The sequence below is a fragment of the Streptomyces ovatisporus genome (assembly GCF_042653885.1).
GTDB classification, from domain to species: domain Bacteria; phylum Actinomycetota; class Actinomycetes; order Streptomycetales; family Streptomycetaceae; genus Streptomyces; species Streptomyces ovatisporus.
The window spans coordinates 150420-170744 of sequence record NZ_JBHSFH010000018.1 but is presented as its reverse complement, the minus strand read 5'-3'; the positions used below and the strand labels follow the sequence as shown (position 1 = coordinate 170744).

Here is a 20325-nt window from a genome sequence, read left to right as displayed (position 1 = left end):
GTCCCTCGTCGGCCTCGTTCGGGTTGTCTTCGACCGTCGGTCGGGCGGGCGTCGACTGCCGGGGGAGAGCGGCCGGTTGCCGCTAACGCGCGCGGAGTCGCAGCCCTCGTGGCGTGGCGTGGAAGCCCGCGCTCTCCAGCATGGCGCCTATCGGAGAGGACAGCGTAGGCGCCCCGTTGACGCGCTCCACGGTGACCGTACCCAGGGCGCCCTCCTGGGCGGCGCGCGCCAGAGCTTCGGCCGCGGTCGTCAGTGCCGGGGTGGTCCCGGGGGGACCGCCCTGGGCGTCTGCCGCTGCTGGGCCCTCCGGGGTGCCGCCCTCCGGAAAGCCGCCGGGCCAGGCGAGCAGGGTCTTTCCGCCGCGTTCCATGTAGAGCGTCAACTCCCCGTCGACGAGGACGACCACGGCTCCCGCCTTGCGTCCCGGCTTGTGCGTGGCGCCTTCGGGCGGATCCGGCCACGGCAGAGCTGCGCCGTATGCGTTCGCCGGGTCGGCGGCGGCGAGGACGACAGCGCGGAAGTGCTCTTCACGTTCGCGGGCGCTGTGCACCGCGCGGAGCCTGTCGATGGCGCCGTCCATCGCGAACTGGGCCGCGCCCAGGCCCTCCACGACGTAGCCGCGGCGGGCCTGCCCGCTCTCCTCGAACGCCGCCAGCACCCTGTAGGCCGCGGAGAATCCGCCCTGCACTCCCTCGGCCGACACTGCTCCGCGTGTGACGATGCCGTGCCGGTCGAGGAGCGTACGGGCCAGCGCGTGGGCACGGTGCGTCGCGTCGGACTCCGCGACGGGCAGCAGGGACCAGCGGCCGGCGACCGTCGGGGGGCCGTTGCGCGAGGCAGTCGGCCGGTTCGTACCGCTGCGGGTGGTGGCGGCCGTCAGTGAGCCGTAGCGACCGCGGGGGACGGAGCGTTTGGCGCGGTGCGCCGTCGCTCCCGCGGTGCGGCCCGAGCCCAGCAGGGCGCGCAGCGGAGCGAGCGAGTCGTTGCCGACGTGGCCGTACCAGGCCAGGTCCCAGAGAGCGTCGGCCAGTTGGGGATCCGTCGCCTCAGGGGCCTCCGTGGCACGCACCTGGTCCGCGATCTGACGGAAGAACAGGCCGTAGCCCGGAGCCAGGGCGTCCAGCACCGACCGGTGGAGGGGAGTCAGCTCCAGGGGCAGTGGCGGTGGCAGCAGCAGAGGTGCGTTGTCCGCCGGATAGAGGGAGATCCAGCCGTCCTTGCCCGGCAGTGATCCGGCGCCGGCCCAGATCACCTCGCCCGTGGTGGTGAGCTCGTCGAGCATGGCCGGTGCGTAGTCGCGGACGCGGCCGGGCAGCACCAGCTTCTCCAGGGCCGAGGCGGGGACCGGTGCGCCCTGCAACTGCTCGACCGCGCGCAGCAGTCCGTCGATTCCGCGCACGCGGCCGGAGCCCAGGTGCTGCCACTGGGGGAGGAACGCCGCGAGCGCCGGCGCCGGAACCGGCTCCAGCTCCTGCCGCAGCGAAGCCAGTGAACGGCGGCGCAGGCGGCGCAGCACATTGGCGTCACACCATTCCTGGCCGATCCCTGCCGGGTGGAACTCGCCCTGGACGAGACGGCCGCTCGCCGCGAGGCGGTGCAGCGCGCCCTCGGCCACCGCGGTGCCGAGTCCGAAGCGGGTGGCGGCGTCGGCTGAGATGAACGGGCCGTGAGTGCGGGCATAGCGTGCGAGCAGGTCGCCGAGCGGATCGGGTACCGGTTCTGTGAAGGCCTCCGGGACGCCCACGGGCAGTGCCACGCCCAGCGCATCCCGCAGCCGGCCGGCGTCCTCCACCGCGGCGAAGTGCTGCTCCCCCGCGATACGGACGCGGATGGCACGGCGGGCGGACTCCAGGTCGGCCGCCCACTGCGGATCGGCGCCCCGTTCCCGCAGTTCGGCCGTAGTCAGCGGACCGAGGAGGCGGAGCAGGTCGGCGACGCCCTCCGCGTCCTTGACGCGGCGGTCCTCGGTCAGCCACTGCAGCTCCTGCTCCAGCTCGCCGAGCACCTCCGCGTCGAGCAGCTCACGCAGTTCCGCCTGGCCGAGCAGTTCGGCGAGCAGCCGCGAGTCGAGGGACAGGGCGGCGGCACGGCGTTCGGCGAGGGGCGAGTCGCCCTCGTACAGGTACTGCGCGACGTAGCCGAACAGCAGCGAGCGCGCGAAGGGGGACGGGTCGTTGGTGGTGACCTCGACGACGCGTACCCGTCGGGACTCGATGTCGCCCATCAGCTCGGACAGCCCGGGTACGTCGAAGACGTCCTGCAAGCACTCCCGTACGGCCTCCAGCACGATGGGGAAGGAACCGAACTCCGAAGCCACCTGCAGCAGTTGAGCCGCACGCTGACGCTGCTGCCACAGCGGTGTGCGCTTGCCCGGACTGCGGCGCGGCAGGAGCAGCGCGCGAGCGGCGCACTCGCGGAAACGGGCGGCGAACAGGGCGGACCCGCCGACCTGGTCGGTGACGATCTGCTCCACGTCGCCCTTGTCGAAGAGGACGTCGGAGACGCCGACGGGTGCCTGACCGGAGTCGAAGGCCGCATCGCCGCCCGCCGACGCCTCCTCCAGCAGGTCCAGGCCCATCAGATCGGCGTCCGGAAGCCGCAGAACCAGGCCGTCGTCGGCATGCATGACCTGCGCGTCCATGCCGTAACGCTCGGTCAGGCGCGCCCCGAGTGCGAGGGCCCAGGGGGCGTGCACCTGGGCACCGAAGGGCGAGTGCACGACGATCCGCCAGTCGCCCAGCTCGTCGCGGAAGCGCTCCACCACGATCGTGCGGTCGTCCGGGAGGTGGCCGCAGGCGCTGCGCTGCTCGTCGAGATAGGTGAGGAGGTTGGTGACCGCGAGCTGGTCGAGACCGGCGGCGGCCAGCCGCTCCTGCGCCGCTGCCGCTGAGAGCGATCCGACTTCCCGGAGGAACGCGCCGAGCGCCCGTCCGAGTTCGAGGGGGCGGCCCAGCTGGTCGCCCTTCCAGAACGGCAGCCGGCCGGGCACGCCCGGTGCGGGTGAGACCAGCACGCGGTCGCGGGTGATGTCCTCGATCCGCCAGGACGTGGTGCCCAGCGTGAAGACGTCACCCACCCGGGACTCGTAGACCATCTCCTCGTCCAGCTCGCCGACGCGGCCACCGCCCTTCTTCGGGTCGGAGCCGGCGAGGAAGACGCCGAACAGGCCGCGGTCGGGGATGGTGCCGCCGGAGGTGACCGCGAGCCGCTGCGCGCCGGGCCGGGCGCCGACGGTCTGCGCCACCCGGTCCCAGACCAGCCGGGGGCGCAGTTCGGCGAAGGCGTCGGACGGGTAACGGCCCGCGAGCATGTCCAGCACGGCGTGGTACGCCGACTCCGGCAGCGAGGAGAAGGGAGCGGCGCGGCGGACGAGCAGGAGCAGCTCCGCCACGTCCCAGGTGTCCACCGAGACCATGGCGACGAGCTGCTGCGCCAGTACGTCCAGCGGGTTGGACGGAACGCGCAGCGCCTCGATGGCACCCTCGCGCATCCGTTCGGTGACCACCGCGGACTGGACGAGGTCGCCGCGGTACTTGGGAAAGACGACACCGGCCGAGACGGCGCCCACCTGGTGCCCCGCACGGCCCACCCGCTGAAGCCCGGAGGCGACCGACGGCGGCGACTCGACCTGTACGACGAGATCGACCGCACCCATGTCGATGCCCAGCTCCAGGCTGGAGGTGGCCACCACCGCCGGCAGCCGGCCCGACTTCAGCTCCTCCTCCACCTGGGCACGCTGGTCCTTGGAGACCGAGCCGTGGTGAGCGCGGGCGAGCAGCGGCGGCGCTCCCTTGGCCGTTCCCGACTCGGCCATCACCTCCGCAGGTGTGTGGTGCTCCGGCATGGCCTCGCCTGTCGCGCGTTCGTACGCGATCTCGTTGAGCCTGTTGCACAGACGCTCAGCGAGCCGTCGCGAGTTGGCGAAGACGATGGTGGACCGGTGCGCCTGCACCAGGTCGGTGATCCGCTCCTCGACGGACGGCCAGATGGAGGGCTTCGCGCCGTCCCCGGGACCGCTGCCGCCGCCCGTGCTGCCGTCCTGCACCGGGGAGCCGGCCAGCTCGCCCATGTCCTCGACCGGGACGACGACCGACAGGTCGAACTCCTTGCCGGAAGGGGGCTGTACGACAGTGGCCTTGCGCTGCGGGGAGAGGAAGCGGGCGACCTCGTCCACGGGGCGTACCGTCGCGGAGAGGCCGATCCGCCGGGCAGGGCGCTCCAGCAGGTGGTCCAGCCGCTCCAGGGACAGAGCGAGATGAGCGCCGCGCTTGGTGCCCGCGACCGCGTGCACCTCGTCGAGGATCACTGTCTCGACGCCGGAGAGGGCGTCCCGGGCGGCGGAGGTGAGCATCAGGAACAGCGACTCGGGGGTCGTGATCAGGATGTCGGGAGGGCGCCGCGCGAGGGAGCGCCGCTCGGCGGCGGGGGTGTCACCGGAGCGGATGCCGACCCTGATGTCGGGCTCGGGCAGGCCGAGCCGGAGCGACTCCTGGCGGATTCCGGTCAGGGGGCTGCGCAGATTGCGCTCCACGTCCACCGCCAGAGCCTTCAGCGGCGAGACGTACAGCACGCGGCAGCGCTTGAGGGGGTCGGCAGGCGGTGGCGTGGAGGCCAGCGCGTCCAGGGAGGCCAGGAAGGCGGCGAGGGTCTTGCCGGAACCGGTGGGGGCCACGACCAGGGCGTCCGACTCCTCGGCGATCGCCCGCCAGGCCCCTGCCTGCGCGGCAGTGGGCTCGCGGAAGGCGCCCGCGAACCAGGCCCGCGTCGCGGGGGAGAAGACATCGAGCGCCGCAGCCGGCGAGGACTGACCCATGCCGTCCATCGTGCACCCGGCCACCGACAACGCCAGGCCGCGGCGCTGACCGGGCGGTCCGGCGACGATGCCGCGCCGGGCGCGGACGCAGAATGGGAGCTGTGGAGACCGGCGAGAGCGCACGGCACTGGCGGCATCCGGCGCTGCCGGAGGTCGATCTGCTGCGCGTCCGCTACCTGCGTAGGACCTTCGCCCGGCACACGCACGGCGCCTGCACCATCGGCGCCGTATCCGAAGGCGTCGAGGTCTTCGTGCACCGCGGGGCACAGCACCGCGCCGGGCCCGGCGGGCTCGTACTGGTCACCGCGGCGTACGGGCCCTGGGCTGAGGACGGCCGAGCGCCGACGAGCGCCGAGGAGGACAGCCGAGGGCCGACGAGGACGGCCGACGAGGGCAGGGCGGCCGGTCCGGAGCTGGATACTGGGGAGCATGCGGTTGACGGACTTCTGGCAGCGGATGGCGGACCACTTCGGCGAGGCCTACGCCGACTCCTTCGCCCGTGACCACGTGATGTCCGAACTCGGCGGCCGTACGGTCTGCGAGGCCCTGGACGCCGGCTGGGACGCGAAGGAGATCTGGCGCACGGTGTGTGCCGTCATGGATGTGCCTGCCGAGAAGAGATGAACCGGAGCCGGCTGCCGCCCGCTCATGTCCGCGGTGCCGCTCGAGCCGTTTCTGAGTGGGCGTTATGAGCAGGTCTTTCGTGAGTTATCCACAGAAATACGGGGTGACTTGACGCAAAAATCGAACATCGATTCTTATGGAGTTCCTGGCGGGCACGGGAGATCTCCCGCTCCCGCCCTTCCGGCCCCGGAGCGGGCTCCGGGGCGGATTGTCAGTGGCAGCCGCTAGCGTCGTGGACGTGAAGCGATCGACTCAAGCAAACCGGGTGGCACCGATGGCAGAAACCGACCGCGAGAAGGCGCTCGAAACAGCCCTCGCGCAGATTGAACGGCAGTTCGGCAAGGGCGCCGTGATGCGCATGGGGGAGCGGCCGAACGAGCCGGTCGAGATCATCCCCACCGGGTCCACCGCACTCGATGTCGCTCTCGGCGTCGGCGGCCTCCCGCGTGGCCGTGTCGTCGAGGTGTACGGCCCGGAGTCCTCCGGCAAGACGACCCTGACGCTGCACGCGGTGGCCAACGCGCAGAAGGCGGGCGGCACCGTCGCGTTCGTCGACGCGGAGCACGCGCTCGATCCCGAGTACGCGAAGAAGCTCGGCGTCGACACGGACGCGCTGATCCTCTCCCAGCCGGACAACGGCGAACAGGCGCTGGAAATCGTCGACATGCTCATCCGCTCCGGCGCGCTCGACCTGATCGTCATCGACTCCGTCGCGGCCCTCGTCCCGCGCGCGGAGATCGAGGGCGAGATGGGCGACTCGCACGTCGGTCTCCAGGCCCGTCTGATGAGCCAGGCGTTGCGGAAGATCACCGGTGCGCTGAACCACTCCAAGACCACGGCGATCTTCATCAACCAGCTCCGCGAGAAGGTCGGCGTGATGTTCGGCTCGCCGGAGACGACCACCGGTGGCCGTGCGCTGAAGTTCTACGCGTCGGTGCGGCTCGACATCCGCCGCATCGAGACACTCAAGGACGGCACGGAACCGGTGGGCAACCGCACCCGTGTGAAGGTCGTCAAGAACAAGGTGGCTCCGCCTTTCAAGCAGGCGGAGTTCGACATCCTCTACGGCCAGGGCATCAGCCGTGAGGGCGGCCTGATCGACATGGGCGTCGAGAACGGCTTCATCCGCAAGTCCGGCGCCTGGTACACCTACGAGGGCGACCAGCTGGGCCAGGGCAAGGAGAACTCCCGCAACTTCCTGCGCGACAACCCCGACCTGGCCAACGAGATCGAGAAGAAGATCAAGGAGAAGCTGGGGATCGGTGTGACTCCGGAGGAGCCCACAGGCGAACCCGGTGCCGACGCGGCGGGGGCTGGTTCGGCGGACGGGGCGCCTCCCGCGGCCAAGTCGGTGCCGGCAGCGGCGACGAAGGCCAAGTCCGCCAAGGCCGCCGCTGCAAAGAGCTGATCCGTGACGCGGCGCAGCCAGTGGCCGGTGCGCGAAGACAGCGGTGGTCCCACCTCGTCGAGGGCCGAGGCGGGACCACCGCGCTCATCGCGGACGCGAGTGTCACGCGGCTCACGGCGCGACGGCGAACGCTTCGCCGACTTCGGCTCACCGTGGGAGGCCGGCCCGGAGCTTGAGGTGGACGAGGAGGGGGGCGAATCCGCCGGCGGCCGTGGTGGCGAGCCGGCGGCGGGGGACGCTCCGAACGAGGGACCCGAAAAAGACCCGGTCGAGCGGGCACGTGCCATCTGTCTGCGGCTGCTGACGGGGACGCCGCGCACGCGGAAGCAGCTCGCCGACGCCCTGCGGAAGCGTGAGGTCCCCGACGAAGCGGCGGAGGAGGTGCTCGCCCGCTTCGAAGAGGTAGGCCTGATCGACGATGTGGCGTTCGCCGGTGCCTGGGTCGAGTCCCGGCACCACAGCCGCGGCCTCGCCCGCCGGGCCCTCGCCCGCGAACTGCGCCTGAAGGGCGTCGAGTCGGGGATCGTCGACGAGGCGGTCGGGCAACTCGGCTCCGAGCAGGAGGCGGATACGGCCCGCGCCCTCGTCGAGAGAAAGCTGCGCAGCACGCGGGGCCTCGACCAGGAGAAGCGCATACGCCGCCTCGCCGGGATGCTGGCGCGTAAGGGGTACGGCGAAGGGCTGGCGCTGCGCGTGGTCCGCAGGGCGCTGGAAGAAGAAGGAGCGGACGGCGAACTGCTGGAGCAGCATCTGCCGGAAGACTGAAGGGTGTTGGGCCGAGCCGGGTTCGCCTCTCTGCGGGCTTGGCGGGAGAGTTCAAGGGCTTGCCGAGAGCTGTTGAGCCCCCTCATGGCCCGGAAGCCCCGCTACCGGCGTGCGTCGCGAGGGGACGCCGAGCGTGCTCCGGCGAGGGGCCCGCCGCGCAACGCGTCGGCGCACTCACGCAGTTGAGCGATACGAGGTGCCGGCAGGGCCGCCACCAGGTGCCCGTCGGGCCGTATCACCAGCACCGTGTGCGGAGCGGCGCCCGGGTAGCTCTCGGTCACCAGCAGCTCTGCTTTGAGCGGCAACGCCCCCACCGCAGCCGCAAGTTCGGGCATTATCCCGGCGGACAGCCAGTGCCTGCTGTCCCATACCCCGGTGCCCGGCGCGACGAGCACGACCAGCAGTTCGCCTCCGTTGCCGCACAGCCGCTCACGCAGCCGGCCCTGCTCGCCGTTCAGTGCGATCACTGACACGTCGTCCACGGGCGCCCCCGGCGGCGTGGCGACAGGCACAGTGTCGACGGTCCCACGCGGCGGAGTCAGCGGTGAGCGTCCGTACGCCGCAGGCGAGCCCAGCAGTCCGCGCCCGAGATGCCCGTCGGTGAGCAGCTCCAGGGGCGTACGCGCACCGCCGCCCGGAAGGATGGCCCGCAGTCCGCCGCCTTCCCGGCGTACGAGCGGCAGCGCCTGATCGACCGCCCGCAGGCGCGAGGCGACGGCGCCGCGCCGCTCCGACTCGTAGCTGCCGAGCACGACTTCGACGGCATCCCGGTCGACGCGCGGTCCGCGTACGCCGCTCAGCTCGTGCCACACCACGGCGAGCTTCCACGCCAGGTTGGCGGCGTCGCGCAGACCTTCGTCCACCGACTGCACCCCGAGGGCGCCCACCAGATGTGCCGCGTCCCCCGCGAGGAAGGCACGTCCCACGCGCCAGCGCCGGGCGAGCCGCTGGTGAGAGGTGTGCACTCCCGTGTCGAGGAGTTCGTACGGGCCGGGCGCCGCCGCAGCGTCGGCGCCACGGTCCCCGCCCTTGCCGTGGCCGCCGGCCCCGCCCCTGCCGTGCCAGTGGGCGAGAGTCGAATGGATGTGATCCAGGAGCGCTTCAGGGGTGACGAGGTCTCCCCGCGCGGGCAGCAGCCAGTCCAGTCGCCATACCCCGCCGGGCAGGGGCCGGGCTGTGACCTCCCTGTGTTCGCCGCCCAGGTCACGGTCGAGCAGCGCCTCCGACTCCCAGGGCAGCCGCGTCCGCAGGGCCGCGACCGCGTGCCGCTCCACGGCTGTACGCCCGGCGAAGGGCACCCCCAGCAGCTTCCGCACCGTCGAGCGGGCACCGTCGCAGCCCACCAGATAGCTGCCGCGCCACCACGTGCCGCCGCCGCGCCCCGCCGTACCCTCCGGGCCGCGCCGACGCGTGTGTGCGGTGACCCCCGCGGCGTCCTGTTCGAGGACGTCCAGATGGCTGCCCGTCACGATGCGTGCCAGCTTCTCCTGCGCCAGTGCCGCGCGCAGCGCCCTTTCCAGTACGTGCTGTTCCACGTGGAAGGGCGCGGTCTCCTCGTCCAACTCCCTCTGGTGAACGGTCTGCTGACGTCGTCTCGTACGCCAGCGGGTCCAGCGGGCGGCCGGGACGGGAGAGTCCGGAGGGGCGGGAAGCCACGCTGCCGTGTCCGGCCGGAGGACGCAGGTGCGGGCTGCTCGCGCTGTCACCTCACCGTCGCCGTTGTCGAGCACGAGTGAGGGCACCCCGAACCTGGAGAGTGCCAGCGACAGGGCGAGGCCGGTCGGCCCGGCGCCGACGACGATGACTTCGGACTCGCTCACGCGCGCGTCACCGTGCGGAACTCAGCACCGGTGTGCGTGCCGGGCAGGGCTCCGCGGCTGGACTTCGTACGGTGGCCGGCACCACGCGTCGCCCGTACCGCGCAAGCGGGCGACGAGGGAGGAGTCGGCACAGGTGGAGCCTCGTGAGCGATCACGCAATGTATGCAACCCAGTGCAAGGTCACCCGTCAAGCTGCGGGGGCGGAGGCCCGGACTTGTCATGATCTGTCCGGGCCTCCGCCCCCGCCTTGTCCGTACACTGCTCGCCCTCACCGGCGCACCGCCGGCGGGACGGTCCGTCAGACCGCGGCCCCTCCGCCCGCGTTGCCCATGTCGGGCGTCGCCTTCTGGGCCTCGGCCACCTTGATGCCGGTCTTCGTCCGGCGTCCGCGTTGCTCGATCCAGTTGGCCAGCGCGGACAGCGCGAGGCACATCGCGACGTAGATGGCACCGAACACGAGAACCACCGGGACGTAGGGGTTCTCTCCGTCGACGAGGATGGTGCTGGCCATCTGCCGTCCGGCGTAGAGCAGTTCCTCGTAGGTGATGACGAAGCCGAGCGAGGTGTCCTTGAGCGTGACCACGAGCTGGCTGACGATCGTCGGCAGCATGGACCGTACGGCCTGCGGGATCAGCACCGTGGTCATGACCTGGGTCTTGCTCATTCCCAGCGCGTACGCGGCCTCGCTCTGCCCCTTCGGTACGGCGAGGATGCCTGCGCGAAGGACCTCCGCCTGTACGGCGCCGTTGTAGAGCGTGAGCCCGATGACCACGGCCCAGAGGGGCTCACTGGTGAAGAAGCCCACCCACAGCACGTAGATGGTGATCAGCAGCGGTACGGCGCGGAAGAGTTCGATGATTCCGGTGGCCACCCAGCTGACGGGCTTGTGCTCCGACAGCCGCGCCACGGCCAGCAGCACCGCGAGGACCAGCGACAGCACCCCGGCCATGGCGAACGCCTGGAGGGTGCTGACGATGCCCGTGACGATGGAGTTGCGGACGCCCGCGTAGTTGAAGATGTCCCACATGGCGCCGTCGAACTGGCCCTTGGCGGCCAGCCGGTAGGCGACGAAGCCGAGCAGCGCCAGCAGACCGGCGGTGCCGATCACGGCGTACAGGCGGTTGCGCATGCGGGCCTTGGGCCCGGGCGCGTCGAAGAGGACGGACGAGCTCATCGGGCGACCTCCAGACGGCGCTCCAGCAGGCGGAAGAGGCCGCTGATCGCAAAGACGAGGACGAGGTAGGCGAGGGCCACCCAGACGAAGATGACCATGACGTTGAAGCCCTTGTCGCTCAGCACCTTCTGCACGCTGAAGAGTTCGGGGTTGTTGAAGGCACCGGCGATGGCCGAGTTCTTCGTCAGCGCGATGATGATGCTGCTGAGCGGCGGCAGCACTGTCCGGGTCGCCTGCGGCAGTACGACCATCCGGAGGGTCTGCACGAAGGTCATGCCGAGGCTGCGGGCCGCCTCCGCCTGCCCGAGCGGCACGGTGCTGATGCCGGAGCGCACCGCCTCGCAGACGAACGCCGACGTGTAGAAGCCCAGCGCCAGCACGCCCAGGATGTACGAGCTGATGCCGGGGAAGACGACCTGCGGCAGGACGAAGAAGGCCACGAGGAACAGCAGTGTCAGCGGTGTGTTGCGCAGCAGCGTCACCCACACGGTGCCGAACACGCGCAGGGGCGGCACGGGCGAGACCCGGAAGCCGGCTATCAGCACGCCCAGCACGAGGGCCAGCAGAGCGCTGGTCGCGGTCAGTGAGACCGTTCCGAGGAATCCGTCGCGGAACAGGTCCAGGTGATCGAGCAGAACATTCATAGGGTCTCCGCTGGGCGGTCAGGGAAATGCCGCGTCCCGTACGCCCGCCCGCGAGGCGGACGTACGGGACGGCGGGTGACGCCGGTGGCCGGCAGGGCTTGCGGCGCGCCGGCAGCGTTCACGGCGCGCCGGTCAGGCCTTGCGGCGCGGGATCAGCCGCGCTCGAGGGCCGGGGGCTCCTCGAACGTGGAGCCGGAGCGGCCCAGCGTCGCGTCGTACGCCTTCTTGTAGCTGCCGTCCTTCTGGTGCGCCTCGACGGCGTCGAGCACGGCCTCCTGCAGCGCCTTGTCGTCCTTCTTCAGGCCGATGCCGTAGGGCTCCTCGCTGAAGGTCTCGCCGACGACCTTGAGCTTGGTGGGACGCTCGGCGGCGTAGCCCTTGAGGATGGCGTCGTCAGTGGTCATGGCGTCGACCTGGCCGTCGAGCAGCTGCTTGACGCAGTCGGTGTACTTGCCGAACTCGACGGGAGTGGCACCGTACTTCGACTTGTTGTCCTTGAGGTTCTGCAGCGGGGTCGAACCGGTGACCGAGCAGACCTTCTTGCCCTTGATGCTGTCCGGGCCCTTGATGGACTTCTCGTCCTTGCGGACGAGCAGGTCCTGGCCGGCCATGTAGTACGGGCCCGCGAAGCTCACCTGCTTCTTGCGCTCGTCGTTCATGGTGTAGGTGCCGACCATCAGGTCGACCTGGCCCTTGGAGATGGCCGTCTCACGGACCGAGGAGTCGATGGTCTTGAACTGGATGTCCTTCTCGGGGTCGAAGCCCAGGTCGGCGGCGACCATCTTGGCGACCTCGATGTCGAAGCCCTCGTACTCCTTCGAGGAGGGGTCCTGGAAGCCGAGGTAGGGCTGGTCGGACTTGGCCCCGATGATCAGCTTGCCGCGCTTCTGCGCCTTCTTGATCACGGGGGAGTCGACGTCGACGTCCTTGGCGACCTTGTACGTGGGCAGCGCCTTCTTGTCGGTGTCACCGCCCGGCTTGTCGCCTGCGGGACCCTCCTTGCCGCCGCATGCGGTGGCGGAGAGGGCGACGGTGAGGACCACGGCCGCCGCGGCGGCGCTCTTGCGGAACTTCATGAGAAACATCCCTTGCTCGGTATCGGTGCATGGGGGCGTCCGGCGGTCCGGCTGTCGGTGGGGTGAGAGCCGGGGGCACGGGACGCCTGTCGGCGGTCGTAGGGGCCGGGGCCGGCCGGAATCACGGCACTCCGCTCGGCGGACACGTCAGTGGTGAAGGATCTTCGCGAGGAAGTCCTTCGCGCGGTCGCTGCGAGGGTTGTTGAAGAACTGGTCCGGTGTCGCCTCCTCGACGATCCGGCCGTCCGCCATGAAGACGACCCTGTTCGCGGCCGAGCGTGCGAAGCCCATCTCGTGGGTGACGACGACCATCGTCATGCCTTCGTCGGCGAGCTGCTTCATGACCTCGAGAACCTCGTTGATCATCTCGGGGTCGAGCGCGGAGGTGGGCTCGTCGAAGAGCATCACCTTGGGGTCCATGGCGAGCGCGCGGGCGATGGCCACACGCTGCTGCTGGCCTCCCGAGAGCTGAGCCGGGTACTTGTCCGCCTGGTTGCCGACGCCGACGCGGTCCAGCAGCGCACGCGCCTTCTTCTCGGCCTCCTGCTTGTCCGTGCGCCGGACCTTGGTCTGACCGAGCATGACGTTCTCGAGCACCGTCTTGTGCGCGAAGAGATTGAACGCCTGGAAGACCATTCCGACGTCCGCGCGCAGCTTGGCCAGCGCCTTGCCCTCCTGGGGAAGGGGCTTGCCGTCGATGGAGATGCTGCCCGAGTCGACCGTCTCGAGGCGGTTGATGGTGCGGCACAGTGTGGACTTGCCGGACCCCGAGGGGCCGATGACGACGACGACCTCCCCGCGCGCGATGGTCAGATCGATGTCCTGGAGCACATGCAGCGCGCCGAAATGCTTGTTGACGTTGTCCAGTACGACCAGGTCGTCCGCGGCCGGCGCGGCGTCCTTGATCACCGATACTTCGCTCATCGGCGTGTAGCTCCGTCCTCGTCGGTTGCGAGGACACTAATGAGCGACTGCCACCAGCGTCATTACATCTGAGGGGAAATTGAGCATAACGATCGCGTCGCGAAACGGCACACTGTGCGAGCGCCCGCCCAGGCTAGGGCGCTGCCGGCGCCCCTGCGGCGGGGGTGGAGGCGGCTTCCGGAGGGGGCGGCGGGACGCCGGCGGGGGAATTGCGCACTGTGTCGTACCGGCTGCATAACGGTACGTACCGCGTGACAGGGAGCCCCTTGACTCACCTGCGTGAATGCGCGTGGATGCAGTGCCGAGGCCCGCTCGCCGAACGGCCGGCACGACGATTCGAAGGGAGGCCGCAGTGAGGCTGCTGCTCGTCGAGGACGACAACCACGTCGCCGCGGCGCTCTCGGCGGTGCTGGAACGGCACGGCTTCGAGGTGGTCCACGCACGCAGCGGCGAAGAGGCACTCCGCGAACTGCTGCCCGCCGACGACGCCCCTCCCTTCGGCGTCGTCCTTCTCGACCTCGGCCTTCCCGACCAGGACGGCTTCGAGGTGTGCGGCCGCATCCGGAAGATCAGCTCCACCCCCGTGATCATGGTGACCGCGCGCGGCGGTGTCCGGTCCCGGATCCACGGCCTGAACCTCGGCGCCGACGACTACGTGGTCAAGCCCTACGACACCGGTGAACTGCTGGCGCGCATCCACGCGGTCAGCCGGCGCGCCGCGCCCGAGGAGAGCGCCGACACCTCCGCGAGCGGAGCGGGCGCACCGGGCGGCGCGGGGACAGTGCCCTCCGGCGGCTCCGGCGCCGCGGACCGTACGCTCCGGCTGGGCCCGGTCACCATCGAGCTGTCCATGCGCCAGGTCTACGTGGACGGCGCCGCCGTCGCTCTCACCCGCAAGGAATTCGAGGTACTGGCGCTCCTCGCGCAGCGGCCCGGTGTCGTCTTCCGCCGCGAGCAGATCATCAGCGAGGTCTGGCGTACGAGCTGGGAGGGCACCGGACGGACCCTGGAGGTGCACATCGCCTCCCTGCGCTCGAAGATGCAGCGGCCCGCACTGATCGAGACGGTGCGGGGCGTGGGATACAGGCTCGTCGTGCCCTCGCAGACGGCCTAGGCGACCGGGGCCCGGCAGGAATCACGATGCATGCCCGTCTGCTACCGCTGCTGCTCGTCCTGCTCGCCGGTGTGCTCCTCGCCCTGGGTTTCCCGCTCGCGGCCAGCCAGGCCGCCGCACAGCAGCAGCGCGTCGTGGTGGACCGGATCGACGACACCGCGCGGTTCGCCGCGCTCGCCCAGTTCGTCGCGACGTCGAGCGAGGAGGACGAGCGACGCGAGATCCTGCAGGACGAACTCGCCCGCTACCACGACCTCTACGGCATCGACGTGGGCGTCTTCCTCCGCGACGGCCGGGCCATGGGCGTCTCACCGGACGGCTGGCAGGTCCCCCAGGAAGGCCAGGGCGCCGACGCCTTCGCCGAAGCGCTGGCCGGACGCCGCAGCCACGACCCCGCCCAGGTGTGGCCCTGGCAGGAGGACCCCCGCATCGCCGTCGCCTCACCCGTCATCCGGGACGGCGACGTGGCCGCCGTTGTACTGACCGACTCGCCGACCGGGCAGTTGCGCTCCCGGATCGTCCAGGACTGGCTGCCGATCGCCGTGGGCGAGTTCGCCGCCATGCTGCTGGCCGTCGGTCTCGCGCTGCGGCTGACGGGCTGGGTGCTGCGACCCGTACGCACACTGGACAGGGCCGCTCACGAGATCGCTCTGGGCAAGTTCAAATCACGGGTGGCCGCCTCGGGCGGCCCGCCGGAGCTGAGACGGCTGGCCCGCTCGTTCAACGAGATGGCCGACAACGTCGAGGACGTACTGGAGCAGCAGCGGGCCTTCGTGGCCGACGCGTCGCACCAGCTGCGCAACCCGCTGGCCGCGCTGCTGCTGCGCATCGAACTGCTGGGACTGGAACTGCCGGAGGCACAGGAGGAGTTCGCGTCCGTGCAGTCCGAGGGCAAGCGTCTGGCCCGGGTGCTGGACGACCTCCTCGATCTGGCCCTGGCCGAGCACTCCCCGGCCGACCTGCGGCTGACCGATGTCGCCGAGCTCGCAGCCGAGCGCGTCGCGGCCTGGCGTCCGGTCGCGGAGCGCAAAGGCGTCCTCCTGGACTCGGAGGGGCCGTCGGCGGCCACGGGCTGGGCCGACCCTGTCGCACTGTCCAGTGCGCTCGACGCGGTGGTCGACAACGCCCTGAAGTTCACGCCCGAGGGCGAGCCGGTCACGGTGGGGGTCGTCTCCGAGGGGGACCGGGTGACGCTCACCGTCGCGGACGGCGGGCCCGGCCTGAGCGACGAGGAACTGGAGCGCATCGGTGACCGGTTCTGGCGCAGCAGCCGGCACCAGAACATCTCCGGTTCGGGCCTGGGTCTTTCCATCACGAAGGCGCTGCTCGCCGCCGGCGGAGCGCGCATCGCCTACCGGCGCAACGAACCCCGGGGACTGCGCGTGGTGATCACGGTGCCGCGCACCAGGCCGTCACCGGAAGACCCGCCCCAGCGCGGGGCGAGTCCTCAGGAGACGCCGGAAACCTGACGGGCTCCGAGCGGCTCGCCGGACCACCGGGACGGGCGAGACGACACGTCTGGTGACGCTGTCCGCACACCGCCCCGGCAGTGAACCGTCCTCCTGCTGCCCTGCTGCTGTCCTACTGCTGTGCCGACGGGGCCGTCTGCCTGCCCAGCCGGAGAGTGAGGATCTGGAAGGGACGCAGAGTCACCTCGACTGTGCCGTCGCCGGTCAACTCCCTTGCCTCCGCGTCGGCGAGAGGCCGCTCCAGCAGATCCGTCTCCGTCACCGACGTGACCGGCGTACCGGCGGAGAGCACCGCGTGTGCACGGCCGCCGTGCGACTCGTAGAGCCGGACCACGAGGTCGCCGCTGCGGTCGTCGGCCAGCTTGACCGCTTCGACGACCACCTGGTCGTTGTCGACACCGACCAGTGGCGCGACGCCGCTGCCGGCGCCCCGCACCGTACGTTCCGGCAGGTTGATCCAGTGGCCCTCCCGTACGGCGTCCCCGATCGTGGCGCCCGGCGCGAGCGCGAAACGCAGGGTGTGCGTTCCCTGGTCGGTCTCCGGGTCCGGATAGCGCGGCGCGCGCAGCAGCGACAGCCGGACAGTGGTGGTCTGCCCGCCGTCCGGCCGGACCTCGCGTGTGACGTCGTGCCCGTACGTCGAGTCGTTGACGACGGCGGCTCCCCAGCCGGGCTCCTCGACGTGCAGCCAGCGGTGGGCGCAGATCTCGAACTTGGCCGTCTCCCACGAGGTGTTGGTGTGCGTCGGCCGGAAGACGTGCCCGAACTGCGTCTCGGACGCGGAACGGTCCGCCTTCACATCCAGCGGGAAGGCGGCCTTCAGGAACTTCTCCGTCTCGTGCCAGTCCACCTCTGTCTCGATGTCCAGCACCTTTGAACCCGCGCGCAGAGTGAGCCGCTGCACTACGGAGGAATCACCGAAGGAGCGGGCGACGCGCACAGTGGCACGCTCCTCGCCGGACTCCGCCAGCGCCAGCTCGTCGGTGCCCGTGAGGTCTGTGACGTTGTGACGGTAGAAGGAGTCGACGTCCCAGGCGTCCCAGTGGTTGGGGAAGTCGGGATGCACCTGGAGCAGGTTGGCCGCCTCGCCGGGCGCGACGCTTTCACGGCGGGCGTCCTTGTCGTACGCCGATACGACCAGACCGCGGGCGTCGACCTCGATCCGCAGCAGCCCGTTGGCGAGGACCCAGCCGCCGCCGGGACGCTCCTCGACCGACACGGGCGTGCCGCCGGTGCGCTGCCGGGCAGGCTCGGCTCCTCCCGCCGCGACACCGTCCCGCGCGTGCGGTGCGGCGTTGAAGACGAGCGGAACGTCGCCCTCGCCGGCGAGGGCGGCCTGGGCCTCGCCGATGATCGCTTCGAGTTCCGCCTTCACACGGGCATAGGTCTCACGGGCCTCGCGGTGCACCCAGGCGATCGACGAACCCGGCAGGATGTCGTGGAACTGGTGCAGCAGCACCGTCTTCCACAACGCGTCGAGCTGTTCGTACGGGTAGGTGTGTCCCGTCCGTACCGCAGCCGTCGCCGCCCACAACTCGGCCTCACGCAGCAGTGATTCGCTGTGCCGGTTGCCCTGTTTGGTCTTCGCCTGCGACGTGTACGTGCCCCGGTGCAGCTCCAGATAGAGCTCGCCGGCCCACACCGGCGCCTTCTGCGCGTACTCCTCCTCCGCCTTCGCGAAGAACGCCGACGGCTTCTCGATGGTCACCCGCGGCGAACCCTCGAGGTCCTTCAGCCGCTCTGCGCGCGCCAGCATCTCGCGCGTGGACCCACCGCCTCCGTCGCCCCAGCCGAAGGGTGCCAGGGAGCGCGTGGCGCCGCCCTTCTCCTGGTAGTTGCGGGCGGCGTGCGCCATCTCCGCCCCGCCCAGATCGGAGTTGTAGGTGTCGACCGGAGGGAAGTGCGTGAAGACGCGGGTTCCGTCGATGCCCTCCCACCAGAAGGAGTGATGCGGGAACTTGTTCGTCTCACTCCAGGAGATCTTCTGGGTCAGGAACCACTTCGCGCCCGCCAGCTTCACGATCTGCGGCATCGCCGCCGTGTAGCCGAAGGAGTCCGGCAGCCACACCTCCCTGGTCTCCACGCCGAACTCGTCCAGGAAGAACCGCTTTCCGTAGAGGAACTGCCGCACCATGGCCTCGCCGCCGACCATGTTCGTGTCCGACTCGACCCACATCCCGCCCACGGGCACGAACTGGCCGTCCGCGACCTTCTTCTTCACCTTGGAATAGACCTCCGGCCGGTGCTCCTTGATCCAGGCCAGTTGCTGCGCGGAGGACATGGCGAAGACGAACTCGGGGTGGTCGTCCATGAGGTTGACCATGTTCGAAGCCGTACGGGCGACCTTCCGCACGGTCTCGCGGACCGGCCACAGCCACGCCGAGTCGATGTGTGCGTGCCCGACGGCGCTGATGCGATGGGCCGACGGCCGTGCAGGTGTGGACAGTACGCCGGCGAGTGCGGCACGAGCCGCGGAGGCGGTGCCAACGATGTCATGAAGGTCTACGGCGTCCAGTGCGTCCTCCACCGCGCGCAGCAGCTCCCAGCGCCGCGCGTCCTCCAGCGGCAGCTCCCGCATCAGCGATCCGGTCACTTCGAGGTCCTGCACCAGCTCCCACACCTCGGCCTCGAAGACCGCGAGCTCCATCCGCCGCAGGCGGTAGAGCGGGCGATCGCTGGCGGTGAGCCTGTCGCCCTGATACGTGGGCGTCTGCGGGGTGTTGACGATCGGGTTGGACGCGGCCTCGACGAACAGCTCGACCTCTTCGTCGCCGGATGCCGAATCGGCGATGCGCACCCAGTCGTTGCGCGGATTGAGTGCCTTCACAGCCTCGCCGTCCGCCCGGTAGATCAGCCCCTCGCACTGGAAGCCGGGCATGTTCCGGTCGAAGCCGAGGTCCAGCACCGCCTCGACCGTCCGGCCCTGCCACTCCTCCGGTACGCGTCCGGTGACCCGGAACCACGTCGTCCCCCACGCGGGACCCCACCGCTGACCCGCCTTCGCGGGCTCGTAGGACGCGTTGAGGCCCTCGGCCACGGGCACGGGCTCGCCGGGAGCGTCCCAGCGCTCGACGGTCAGGGGTACTGGACTGCTGTACACCGCGGGCCTGATGCGCTCGGTCAGGACGCGGCGCAGTCGGTCCTCAACGATGCGGCGGTCGTCGTGCATGCGGCTGCTCCGATCTATGGGTCCTCGTTCCTCCTGGTGAGGACCCTGCCATCATGCGGGCCGCGAAGATAGCGCTTGTGATTCGGCTGGTGGTGACGTATTGGCGCACCATCGCTGCCCGCCGGTGCCGCCGGTGCCGCCGACTGCGAACGGCTCGGTGAGGCCGGTCTGTTGCCGCAGAGGCCCGCCGCGACGGGAGCCCTCGTTCCGTCGCCGTCGGCGCCCGGTCTGCCGCACCAGGATCGATGCAAGCCGGTCCCAGCCCTTCCAACTCCCCGTGCCGGAAGCCCGGATCGAGGACGGCGACGGGCCCCGGACGCACGAGGGGAGAGGCCTCCACGCCCCTGTACGCGGTGTGCACAGGGGCGTGCATGTTTCGCGTGTGGCAATCATGCGCATGCCAATCCAAAGCTTCCGGCCCTCTGCCGGACTCGTGAGGAGGACGCACGTGAAGCACACAACGACGTCAGCGACATCAGGGCCCTCGCGCCCGCGCCGCTCGCGGCGGCTGTCGCTCGCAGGGATCGCCGGCGCGGCCGCCGTCGTCACGCTGTTCGCATTCCCGGCCTCGGCGGTCGTGGGACCGCCGCCGGCGCTGCCGGCCGACGCAGAGGAACGGGAGAAGACGTTTCAGCCCGCCTACGACTACGACAAGGACGGCTGCTACGCCACTCCCGCGATAGGTCCCGACGGGACGTTGAACGAGGGTCTGAAGCTGGGTGGCGACGTCAACGGCAACTGCCGTGACGAGTCCGATCTCGACAACACCAACAGCTACTCGCGCGAGAAGTGCAACAACGGCTGGTGCGGGATCGTCTACGCCTCCTACTTCGAGAAGGACCAGGTCTCCCTCGGTCCGGGCAGCGCCGGCCACACACACGACTGGGAGCACATCGTGGTGTGGGTGAAGGACAACAAGGCGGAGTACGTGTCGACTTCGAGGCACGGCGGGTTCGACATCCACAAGGCCTCCGACCTGCCGTTCGACGGCACCCACCCGAAGGTCGTCTACCACAAGGACGGGGCCGGCACGCACTGCTTCCGGGCCGCCAAGAACGACGGCGGCGACGAGCCGCCGGAGAACCACAAGGGCGCGTGGCAGTACCCGACGCTGGTCGGCTGGAACGGTTTCCCCGGGGGGCTGCGCGAGAAGCTCACCGGCGCGGACTTCGGTGACGCGACGCTCGGCATCAGGGACGACACGTTCAACTCGCACCTCGAAGGAGCCAAGCCGGGCGACATCCCGTTCGACCCCAACGCCTGACGGGGCGTTCGCAGTTCGCACCGGACAGGCCAGGCCGGGTGCAGCAGGGGGCCTCTGCGGA

At 70.5% G+C, this 20325-nt stretch carries 14 protein-coding genes; 7 read left to right on the top strand and 7 right to left on the bottom strand.

Annotated features, from left to right (window positions below; all coding sequences use genetic code 11):
- Positions 1-82 precede the first annotated feature (82 nt).
- Complete coding sequence (locus ACFPA8_RS27410; protein WP_386452862.1) at positions 83-4813, bottom strand: ATP-dependent helicase; 4731 nt, start codon at positions 4811-4813, stop codon at positions 83-85.
- Between the two features lie 92 nt (positions 4814-4905).
- Between ACFPA8_RS27410 and ACFPA8_RS27405 the strand changes: the two genes are divergently transcribed.
- The 4 genes from ACFPA8_RS27405 to recX all read left to right on the top strand — a co-directional run bounded on the left by ACFPA8_RS27405 (position 4906) and on the right by recX (position 7610).
- On the top strand, positions 4906-5316 hold the full coding sequence (locus ACFPA8_RS27405; protein ID WP_386452860.1) for an AraC family ligand binding domain-containing protein: 411 nt from the start codon (positions 4906-4908) through the stop codon (positions 5314-5316).
- Positions 5243-5437: a DUF3046 domain-containing protein gene (locus ACFPA8_RS27400; RefSeq protein WP_045866245.1), complete on the top strand. Its 195-nt coding sequence runs from the start codon at positions 5243-5245 to the stop codon at positions 5435-5437. The genes ACFPA8_RS27405 and ACFPA8_RS27400 overlap by 74 nt, the downstream gene beginning before the upstream one ends.
- 274 nt (positions 5438-5711) lie before the next feature.
- Positions 5712-6845, top strand: coding sequence for a recombinase RecA (recA, locus tag ACFPA8_RS27395; RefSeq protein ID WP_386452858.1), 1134 nt, complete (start codon positions 5712-5714; stop codon positions 6843-6845).
- Between the two features lie 3 nt (positions 6846-6848).
- A complete protein-coding gene (gene recX / locus ACFPA8_RS27390) occupies positions 6849-7610 on the top strand; it encodes a recombination regulator RecX (protein WP_386452856.1) in 762 nt (253 codons plus the stop codon).
- A 101-nt stretch (positions 7611-7711) separates the two neighbouring features.
- Here recX and ACFPA8_RS27385 read toward each other — a convergent pair whose 3' ends face one another.
- The 5 genes from ACFPA8_RS27385 to ACFPA8_RS27365 form a co-directional block, all read right to left on the bottom strand.
- Positions 7712-9430, bottom strand: a complete 1719-nt coding sequence (locus ACFPA8_RS27385) for an FAD-dependent monooxygenase (protein WP_386452854.1) — start codon at positions 9428-9430, stop codon at positions 7712-7714.
- 298 nt (positions 9431-9728) lie between these two features.
- Positions 9729-10604, bottom strand: a complete 876-nt coding sequence (locus ACFPA8_RS27380; RefSeq protein ID WP_386452852.1) for an amino acid ABC transporter permease — start codon at positions 10602-10604, stop codon at positions 9729-9731.
- Positions 10601-11248 (bottom strand): amino acid ABC transporter permease, encoded by a 648-nt coding sequence (locus ACFPA8_RS27375; protein WP_386452850.1) that lies wholly within the window; start codon positions 11246-11248, stop codon positions 10601-10603. Before ACFPA8_RS27375 ends, ACFPA8_RS27380 begins: the two co-directional genes overlap by 4 nt.
- A 152-nt stretch (positions 11249-11400) precedes the next feature.
- Positions 11401-12324 (bottom strand): glutamate ABC transporter substrate-binding protein, encoded by a 924-nt coding sequence (locus ACFPA8_RS27370; RefSeq protein ID WP_386452848.1) that lies wholly within the window; start codon positions 12322-12324, stop codon positions 11401-11403.
- A 147-nt stretch (positions 12325-12471) separates the two neighbouring features.
- Entirely contained in the window at positions 12472-13248 is a 777-nt protein-coding gene (locus ACFPA8_RS27365) for an amino acid ABC transporter ATP-binding protein (protein WP_386452846.1), read from the bottom strand.
- A gap of 352 nt (positions 13249-13600) precedes the next feature.
- Between ACFPA8_RS27365 and ACFPA8_RS27360 the strand changes: the two genes are divergently transcribed.
- Positions 13601-14362, top strand: a complete 762-nt coding sequence (locus tag ACFPA8_RS27360; RefSeq protein ID WP_386452844.1) for a response regulator transcription factor — start codon at positions 13601-13603, stop codon at positions 14360-14362.
- A 26-nt stretch (positions 14363-14388) separates the two neighbouring features.
- Positions 14389-15831, top strand: a complete 1443-nt coding sequence (locus ACFPA8_RS27355) for a sensor histidine kinase (RefSeq protein ID WP_386452842.1) — start codon at positions 14389-14391, stop codon at positions 15829-15831.
- A 112-nt stretch (positions 15832-15943) separates the two neighbouring features.
- Here ACFPA8_RS27355 and ACFPA8_RS27350 read toward each other — a convergent pair whose 3' ends face one another.
- The gene (locus ACFPA8_RS27350; RefSeq protein ID WP_386452840.1) at positions 15944-19000 is read right to left on the bottom strand and encodes an alpha-mannosidase; all 3057 of its coding nucleotides are present in this window, start codon (positions 18998-19000) and stop codon (positions 15944-15946) included.
- A gap of 448 nt (positions 19001-19448) precedes the next feature.
- Between ACFPA8_RS27350 and ACFPA8_RS27345 the strand changes: the two genes are divergently transcribed.
- Positions 19449-20264: an NPP1 family protein gene (locus ACFPA8_RS27345; RefSeq protein ID WP_386452838.1), complete on the top strand. Its 816-nt coding sequence runs from the start codon at positions 19449-19451 to the stop codon at positions 20262-20264.
- Positions 20265-20325 lie beyond the last annotated feature (61 nt).

Excerpts from the sequence above, each read along its gene's own strand:
- ACFPA8_RS27405 (WP_386452860.1), top strand. The coding sequence starts at position 4,906 with ATGGGAGCTGTGGAGACCGGCGAGAGCGCACGGCACTGGCGGCATCCG.
- ACFPA8_RS27380 (WP_386452852.1), bottom strand. The coding sequence starts at position 10,604 with ATGAGCTCGTCCGTCCTCTTCGACGCGCCCGGGCCCAAGGCCCGCATG.
- ACFPA8_RS27410 (WP_386452862.1), bottom strand. The coding sequence starts at position 4,813 with ATGGGTCAGTCCTCGCCGGCTGCGGCGCTCGATGTCTTCTCCCCCGCG.
- ACFPA8_RS27370 (WP_386452848.1), bottom strand. The coding sequence starts at position 12,324 with ATGAAGTTCCGCAAGAGCGCCGCCGCGGCGGCCGTGGTCCTCACCGTC.
- ACFPA8_RS27365 (WP_386452846.1), bottom strand. The coding sequence starts at position 13,248 with ATGAGCGAAGTATCGGTGATCAAGGACGCCGCGCCGGCCGCGGACGAC.
- ACFPA8_RS27355 (WP_386452842.1), top strand. The coding sequence starts at position 14,389 with ATGCATGCCCGTCTGCTACCGCTGCTGCTCGTCCTGCTCGCCGGTGTG.
- ACFPA8_RS27350 (WP_386452840.1), bottom strand. The coding sequence starts at position 19,000 with ATGCACGACGACCGCCGCATCGTTGAGGACCGACTGCGCCGCGTCCTG.
- ACFPA8_RS27400 (WP_045866245.1), top strand. The coding sequence starts at position 5,243 with ATGCGGTTGACGGACTTCTGGCAGCGGATGGCGGACCACTTCGGCGAG.
- recA (WP_386452858.1), top strand. The coding sequence starts at position 5,712 with ATGGCAGAAACCGACCGCGAGAAGGCGCTCGAAACAGCCCTCGCGCAG.
- ACFPA8_RS27375 (WP_386452850.1), bottom strand. The coding sequence starts at position 11,248 with ATGAATGTTCTGCTCGATCACCTGGACCTGTTCCGCGACGGATTCCTC.